This is a genomic window from Candidatus Margulisiibacteriota bacterium (assembly GCA_018822365.1).
Taxonomy (GTDB): Bacteria; Margulisbacteria; WOR-1; order O2-12-FULL-45-9; family XYB2-FULL-48-7; genus XYB2-FULL-45-9.
The window spans coordinates 1-7,748 of the sequence record JAHJKL010000081.1; the positions used below are offsets into that span (position 1 = coordinate 1).

The following is a 7,748-nucleotide window of genomic DNA, read 5'->3' on the forward strand; positions in this document are numbered from 1 at the left end:
CCGCCCGCCACTCATCAGCCGCCGATTTTTGCGTAACTGATATTTTCCGCCGCTGGGGAGCGTCGTTATAATGCGCGTCGCCGTCAGCGATTTTGTCGCCAAACGCCGAGAGCTGACGCCGGCGGCTCTCGCCAGGACAGCGGTCGAGCGGCTGCAAAGCCACGGCGCCATCTATGTTACCGGAGAAATGTATTCACGCACGGCCAGAGACCAATCGCTCGCTTTAGAATATAACGCGGGGATCGGAAAAACCACCTGGTTCAAGAACGAGCTGACGCCACTATTGCTCGCGGCTTTTGGCCAGGTTTGCTACTTCAATCTCGAAGAGATAATTCCGATAAATGAAATTATGGGTGGAAAGCTACCAGCCAAGGATGCCCGGGACTGCTTCGACCAGGTCCGCTCGCTATTAGTAGCCGCCGGAGAAACGGCTCAGGTTATCGCCCTTGACGAATGCCACTGGCTTTTCCCAGCTATCGCCAATAACACGGAAAAAGCCGGCAACCTAGAAATCTTCAGGTTTGGCCCATCGTATTCGCCGAAACAATCGGCCGTTTGGGAAACGATCGACGCGCTGCTAGCCCGGGATAAAAAGCTGGTTTTTATCAGTTGGCTCCATCCCAGAGACCTGTCCCTGGCGTCTACCGGCCGCGACCCCAACTTTGCGACAATCTTTTCCGCCCCACTATTTGAATTCGAAAAATGGGAAGACGACGACGGCTAAACGTTGACGTCGTTTTCGTCCTTTAATTCGTCGCCATTTTTAACCAGCGAGTCCAACATCACCAGATTATCCGCGTATTTGGGAGTAAATTCTCCGCGCCAAACGATAACCGCACGACGAATTTCCGGCGGCAAAGAGCTGCTGGCTAAGGAGAATGGCTGTCCATAATCCGTTCGAGCAATGTTGGGCACAAAAGGGAGCAGCATCCGACTAAACTGCGCCGCCGCTACCGCTGGCAATTCACTAGGCATAGTTTCGACCGCATTAATCGGAATCCCATATTCTTCTGAGATCCCCATCACAATCCCACCTGTTTTTGGATTATAAATATAAAAAGGATCTTCCGGTTTGGTTCCCTTGAGAGTACATTCCATCGGCCCCTTTTTCGTATCAGTATTATAAACGTCACAACCAACATCGCCAATCGCAATTAAGCGATTTTGGGGATTACTCAAAGCCGAAGCAAGCAGGTCTCTTGAAACCAATGTCGGTTGGCCGGGCATCCATTTCGCGTTATTCATGAGAATCGTTAATAAATGGAGGTATTTCCCCATTGTTGATTCGTACGCTTCTGGGTCTTTTGTTAAATCCTGATCCGATCCGGGAGAGCCATCTTTCCTTTGATATCTGCCATTAAAACCTGCCCGGTCAAACTCAACGGTGTATACTTCATTTTTGGAAAGTGACGACAAAATACCTGGACTAAGCAAATCGCCAGGTGACAATCTTTTCGCGCCCAGCGCATTAAATATTTCCAGCGCCCCTTGATTACAACGACCGGTGCCGCCAGTAAAACCAACAATCATCGGCGCGATAGCAACCGGCAGCCCGTCCTGTTCAATCGAATTGCCAATTTGTTCCATCTGCGCCTTTATCTGGTCAATCGCGTCTTCGCCTTTATAATCGAAGGCTCGCTTGACCGAAGAAAAAGGATTGTCGATCCCCATCACTTCCTGAAGTCTTCGCCCTAGCATATGCAGAGTATCGGTCATGCCAACGATCCCGGCAAATCGGCCGAAAGCAACCAAACGCTCGCCTTTATCATTTTCAATATATTCATAATCTATATAAGTCGCTCTCGCGTTTAAGATCTGCCGTAACATGAACATATTTTCCGGCTGGCCTTTGGTAACGTGACCAAACAAGACATAGACCCCGTTCGGCTTAAAAACATCGGCCGGGGTTTGTTTCACCCCGAATAATAGTTGCTCTTCGGAATGCAGCTCGGTCACAATGCTTGCACCTGCCTCTCGATATGCTTGCGCCGGATAAATTCTCAAAGGGGACCGTTGGATCTCAACGCTTAACTGATGGTTTCTAGTCAATTCAGCAACTGCCGGCGGCGTTAGAGCCGTCCTTCTTTCATAATAATGCATAACCTCGCGCGGAACCTGAACTATTCTCGCCTTTGGACCTGTTACTATACCAGCCATATCATTATCCTCCTTAAAATATTTACTTCCGCTTCATCGTCGGGAACAAGACAACGTCCCTGATCGATGGTGAGTCGGTCAAAACCATCGCCAGCCGGTCGATACCGATCCCTAAACCGCCAGTCGGCGGCATCCCGATCTCGATCGCCTGGACAAAATCCTCGTCAAAAGGCTGGGCCTCTTCGTTGCCGCCGGCCAGCTCGGCAGCCTGTTCTTCAAACCGGGCCCGCTGATCGATTGGATCGTTGAGTTCGGAAAAGGCGTTAGCCAACTCCATCCCGGCAACATAAGCCTCGAACCGGTCAACGTAGTTGGGATCATCAGGAGAACGTTTCGCTAGGGGCGTAGTCTCGACCGGATAGCGGTAAATGAACGTGGGTTGAGTCAGTTGTTTCTCGACTAGTTCTTCAAAAAGAGTGGTAATGATCCACCCTCGCCCTATGGAATCCTCCAGCGGAACTCCTTTTTGTAGAGCGATTTCCCGCAGTTTGTCAGTGCTGACCCCCATGGTCTGGACCCCGCCGATTTGCGCTACCGCTTCTTCCATTGTCATCCGCTTCCAGGGAGGGGTAAAATCGAGTAGTTGACTCTGATAATCGACCTGGGATCGACCATGAATACCGCTAGCGATAGAAGAAACGCATTGTTCGGTCAAGCGCATCATGTCTTCATAGTCGGCGTAAGCCCAGTAGACTTCCATGGAAGTAAATTCCGGATTGTGACGCCGATCTATCCCTTCGTTTCTGAAGATCCGGCCAATCTCGAAAACCCGCTCGTAACCGCCGGCAATCAGTCTTTTCAGGTGGAGCTCGGTAGCGATCCGTAAATACAAATCCATGTCCAGGGCGTTGTGGTGAGTGACAAAAGGACGGGCGGCCGCCCCGCCATGCAGTTCCTGTAAAATCGGGGTCTCAACTTCCATAAAACCATTATTATGCAGATATTCCCGCATCAGCCAGACAACCTGGCTGCGCTGCCGGAAGCGCTCCCTGACCGCCGGGCTTGAGGCCAGGTCTAAATATCTCTGCCGCTGGCGGACTTCTTCATCTTGCAGCCCCTTCCATTTCTCCGGCAGAGGCCGCAAGGCTTTCGCCAAGACGGAAAACTCGTCGGCACCGAGGGTTATTTCTCCCGTTTTAGTCTTAAAGGTGTCACCCCTCACTCCTAAATAATCGCCAACTTCAATGAATTTGGTGAATTTTTCGAATTCAGCCAGGCCGAGCCTGTCGACCGACAGCATGACTTGGAGCTTGCCGGATTCGTCTTCGAGGTGAATAAAAGCGAGTTTTTTAAAAGTTCTAACCGCCATGATTCGGCCGGCAACAACCAACCCTTTGGGCCAAGCCGCCTCATTTTCCAGAGCGGAACAAACCCTGCTGACGTCAGCGGCAAGATGGGTGCGGACAAATTTGGTTTGACGGAAAGGATCAACTCCGGCGGCACGCAATCCTTCTAATTTTTGGGCCCTATTGATCATTAAACGATTCCAGGTCGACGGATACCTTGTTTCAATCGTCATAATTTTTACTTACGCTCCAATCCTCATGTTTATTATCGGCTGACGATGTCGCTAACCATTTCCCGGAGAATAATATGCGCTTGGCTCAAGACTCCAACAGTTTCTTTTGTCAAACCTTTCGGTAAATCCGGCATTTCCCCGTCCGAACAGACACTATCTTCCAACAATGCCTTATATTCGCCAATATGCCGGACCAAGCCGCTGTTCATTATTCTTTGAATATTCAAACCGAGGTCAACAACCGTTTTTTTGGCATCGAGAACAACCGCATTGCTTACTCGAACTGGAAATATTTTCGACTGAAATCGGTCCAACAATCCGGCAAAATATGAGACATATGACGCACGGATTCTTTTCGTCGCAGCCAGAACTTCCAAGGCGTGGGCAGCACGCTCTGCTTGAGGAAGCCGTTCGATCAAGACTCCGTTTAGTTTTATTAATTTAGCGGTATTTAAAGCCAAGGCGGCGTTTGCTCTTTCAAGTGCTTTGGGTTTTGATGCAACGTGGGCAATAGCGCGTTGAGGCACAAAATTAATTTTCATTACTACATTTGCTCCTTCTATATTAAAATGGCCAATCAGGGACAAATGATTGTCGGGGGTGTTTCAAAATAATTTCAGTGTATTTTTAAATCAACAAAAAAAGAGAGGCTATTTACGATTTACGGTGTAGACGTCGGTCACTTTTTTGATCGAAGCGATCACCCGCCTTAAATGGTCAACATTCTTGACGTCGACCGTTAACAGCAGTACCGCGAAACTTCCCCGTTTGGTCGAGATCTTCGCGCCATAAACATTGGTCCCAATTTCGGAAACCTCGGCCAGAATGTCTTTAAGCACCCCAACCCGGTCAAAAGCTTCGATCTCGATCTGCACCGGGAAATATTGTTCGATCTTTGGGTCCCAGCCAACTTTAACCACCTTCTCCGGGACAACTTCATGGCGCAAAACATTTTTACAGTCGTTCCGGTGAATAGCGATCCCCCGGCCATGAGTAACAAACCCAATGATCTCTTCTCCCGGGATCGGATAACAGCATTTTGACATTTTGATCAGTATATTTTCGAGGCCGGCGACCACTACCGGGCTTTTCCCTTTAACCCTTCGAGGTTTTGGACCAGGAGCAGGGAGAGGGCTTTCTTTGACCGGCCTTTCGACCGGCGCCGGAGCTTCTTTCTCTTCGGCCAGCCGCTGGCGCTTGAACCAGTTCTTGATCTTGACCCTGGCTCCCGCTGTCTTGATAAAGCCCAGCCAGTCACGGCTCGGGCTGTCCTTTTTGCCGGTAATGATCTCGACGATATCCCCCTGCTGGAGCGGGTGATCGAGCGGAACGATCGACCCATTGACCTTGGCCCCCACACAGCGGTTTCCGACTTCAGTATGGATCCGGTAGGCAAAATCAACTGGGGTGGCGCTGATCGGCAGATTAAAAACATCCCCTTTAGGGGTAAAAACAAAAACCTCTTCCATGACCAGGTCGATCTTCAGGCTCTCCATGAAATCCCGGGCATCCTTGAGCTCACTCTGCCACTCAAGCATCTGGCGAAGCCAGGCCATCTTCTGGTCCAGCATCTTGTCGGTCGACGACCCTTCTTTATAACGCCAGTGGGCGGCCACACCGTATTCGGCGATCCGGTGCATCTCGCGAGTCCGGATCTGGATCTCGACCGGCCGGCCGGCCTGGCCGATCACCGTCGTGTGAAGCGACTGGTAACCGTTCGATTTGGGCATCGCAATATAATCGCGAAAGCGTCCCGGGATCGGCTTCCAGGCATCGTGAACCAACCCGAGGACAACATAACAATCTTTTAGTTTTTCAACAATAACCCGAACGGCAAACAGGTCGTAGATCTCCTCAAAATCCAAGCGCTGGTCGACCATTTTCCGGTGGATGCTGAAAAAATGTTTGGCCCGGCCTTTAAGTTCCGGCGTGATCCCGACCGTGCCGACCAGTGTCCGGAGTTGTTCAATAAAGTCATTGATGAACTTTTCCCGCTCGCCATAGCTCTGCGATACCTTTAACCGGATGCTTTGATATGGATCCGGCTCCAGGTAGCGGAACGCCAGGTCTTCAAGCTGCCATTTGATCCGCCACATTCCCATCCGGTGAGCCAGCGGAGCAAAGATCTCCCTGGTTTCCAAGGCGGTCTCTTTTTGTTTCGCCGGCGAAAGGTATTGAAGTGTCTGCATATTATGCAGGCGGTCAGCCAGCTTGATGACTATGACCCGGTAATCTTCCCCCATCGCCACAAACATCTTGCGAAAATTCTCCGCCTGGCGCTCTTCCCGGGAAACAAAAGAGAATTGGCTTAGCTTGGTCACCCCTTCGACCAGTTTGGCGATCTCTTTGCCGAATTGCGCGACAATTTCTTCGGCGGTGATCCCGCCATCCTCCATAACATCGTGAAGAAAAGCGGCGGCAATTACTTCCACTTCCTGCTCAAGATCGGCCAGGATGTTGGCAACCGCCAGCGGATGGATAATATATGATTCGCCGGAGAGGCGTTTGTGCGGAGCATGGACTTTGTCCGCGAACGCAAAGGCTTTACGCAATAGCTCGACGTTGGCGCCGGGATTGTACGCTAAGACCTTTTGGATCAGCTCATTCATCGTTTATGGTAGCGGCTCCGGTCCATTACCCCGATGCCGGGAGGAATGGCGCTCCGCCGGTGGTGTTCCGGCTTCTCTTTGTTGACCACTGGAGCCGACGGGCGGGTACCGCCGGAAGAGCGGATCGCGACTAAAATCTTACAAGAGCATTCCAGTACCGAGGTGTACTTGTAGGCTTCTTCCAGATTCTTGCCGATGGCAAAACTCCCCTGACCTTTGACCACCGCAACCACGCTTGTCCCCTGCAAAAACGATGGAAGCAGTCTGACCGTCTCGTCAGATCCGACCGGCTGGTGCGAGCGGACAATTGCCGCAGCATGCAGCAGCCTTAACCCTTCCCCATCTTGCGGGACAATTTTATTGTCGGTGATCGAAATTGCGATCGCCTGGGGAGGGAAGGCTCTTACTATCGCTTCCGCCTTTGTCTCCTTGTAGATCGCCCGGTGAGCAGGAAGCTCGCTCGAAGCACCTGCCGCTTCGCCGGTCAGGCCAACTTCAACTATATCCCCTTCTTTCAGGTCTCCCAGCATCGCATCCTGCCGGGTAATAAATATTTTATCTCCGTGGCGAACGCTCATGCTTCCGGCATGCGAACTGACCAACCCTTCCCCGAACAAATAACTACCGATCCGTTTGAATTCTTCTAACATTTTTCTCTCCTTTTATTCTTCCCAGTGAGAAGCTGCCAAATCATTGAATTTGGTGCATCCCCTGATCTTCTCAAAACGTTCGCGGACTTCCTTAAGCTTCAAGCGTTTCATCCGCTCCAGGCTGAAATCTTCAACATTAAATGAAGCCATGACCGAACCGATCACCACCGCGCGTCGGATGTTTTCGGCGCTCCGGTCGTCGCTCCTGGCCAGATAACCGATGAAAGCTCCGCCAAAAGTATCTCCTGCCCCGGTCGGGTCTTTTAATTCTTCCTGGGGGTAAGACGGGGCGGCAAAATAGTCGTCTTTATTGAAAAAGAGAGCCCCATGCTCCCCCTTTTTAACGATCACGCCGCGACAGCCAAGCTCGATCAAACGGCGGGCGGCCAGAGGAATGTTCGGCGTTTCCATTAACTGGCGGATCTCTCCGTCGTTCATTACCATCAGGTCGACTTTTTTTATCAATTGATGAAGAAGCTCCCTTTTGGAATCGATCCAAAAGTTCATGGTATCCGCCACGATAAATTTAGGGCCTTTCAATTGAGAGATCACTTTAAGCTGAAGCGCCGGGTCAAGGTTGGCCAGAAAAACATATGGGGTGTCGCGCAATCCTTCCGGCACCTGCGGGTCAAATCGCGTCAGAATGTTCAGCTTGGTATCGACGGTATGTGCCTGGTTCATGTCGTATTCATAGTACCCCTGCCAGCGAAAGGTCGGCCCGTCTATTTTGTGCAAAGCATTCAAATTGATATCGCGCGAACCGAGGAATTCAAGATGTTCTTTGGGAAAATCATGGCCGATCGGGCCGATCAA

The 7,748-nt window shown here is 50.9% G+C and carries 7 protein-coding genes; 1 reads left to right on the forward strand and 6 read right to left on the reverse strand.

All coding sequences use genetic code 11. The features are described 5' to 3' along the window. The first annotated feature begins 70 nt into the window (after positions 1-70). Entirely contained in the window at positions 71-724 is a 654-nt protein-coding gene (locus KKF06_07880) for an ATP-binding protein (GenBank protein MBU1617670.1), read from the forward strand. Here the strand turns inward: KKF06_07880 and KKF06_07885 are convergent. The 6 genes from KKF06_07885 to KKF06_07910 form a co-directional block, all read right to left on the reverse strand. Continuing rightward, positions 721-2,157 (reverse strand): hypothetical protein, encoded by a 1,437-nt coding sequence (locus KKF06_07885; GenBank protein ID MBU1617671.1) that lies wholly within the window; start codon positions 2,155-2,157, stop codon positions 721-723. The genes KKF06_07880 and KKF06_07885 overlap by 4 nt on opposite strands. 22 nt (positions 2,158-2,179) lie before the next feature. Next, positions 2,180-3,676, reverse strand: a complete 1,497-nt coding sequence (gene lysS, locus KKF06_07890) for a lysine--tRNA ligase (GenBank protein MBU1617672.1) — start codon at positions 3,674-3,676, stop codon at positions 2,180-2,182. Between the two features lie 32 nt (positions 3,677-3,708). After that, positions 3,709-4,218 carry a hypothetical protein gene (locus tag KKF06_07895; protein MBU1617673.1) on the reverse strand — a complete coding sequence of 170 codons (510 nt, stop codon included), beginning with the start codon at positions 4,216-4,218 and terminating at the stop codon, positions 3,709-3,711. A gap of 108 nt (positions 4,219-4,326) precedes the next feature. Further along, complete coding sequence (locus KKF06_07900; protein ID MBU1617674.1) at positions 4,327-6,285, reverse strand: bifunctional (p)ppGpp synthetase/guanosine-3',5'-bis(diphosphate) 3'-pyrophosphohydrolase; 1,959 nt, start codon at positions 6,283-6,285, stop codon at positions 4,327-4,329. Then, entirely contained in the window at positions 6,282-6,935 is a 654-nt protein-coding gene (locus KKF06_07905) for a class II aldolase/adducin family protein (protein MBU1617675.1), read from the reverse strand. The genes KKF06_07900 and KKF06_07905 overlap by 4 nt, the downstream gene beginning before the upstream one ends. Positions 6,936-6,947: 12 nt before the next feature. Further along, positions 6,948-7,748: bifunctional hydroxymethylpyrimidine kinase/phosphomethylpyrimidine kinase (locus KKF06_07910; protein MBU1617676.1), on the reverse strand; the 801-nt coding region annotated here is incomplete at its 5' end.

Bases quoted from the DNA above. Each gene is read 5' to 3' on its own strand.
- KKF06_07880 (MBU1617670.1), top strand. From the start codon at position 71: ATGCGCGTCGCCGTCAGCGATTTTGTCGCCAAACGCCGAGAGCTGACG.
- KKF06_07885 (MBU1617671.1), bottom strand. From the start codon at position 2,157: ATGGCTGGTATAGTAACAGGTCCAAAGGCGAGAATAGTTCAGGTTCCG.
- lysS (MBU1617672.1), bottom strand. From the start codon at position 3,676: ATGACGATTGAAACAAGGTATCCGTCGACCTGGAATCGTTTAATGATC.
- KKF06_07895 (MBU1617673.1), bottom strand. From the start codon at position 4,218: ATGAAAATTAATTTTGTGCCTCAACGCGCTATTGCCCACGTTGCATCA.
- KKF06_07900 (MBU1617674.1), bottom strand. From the start codon at position 6,285: ATGAATGAGCTGATCCAAAAGGTCTTAGCGTACAATCCCGGCGCCAAC.
- KKF06_07905 (MBU1617675.1), bottom strand. From the start codon at position 6,935: ATGTTAGAAGAATTCAAACGGATCGGTAGTTATTTGTTCGGGGAAGGG.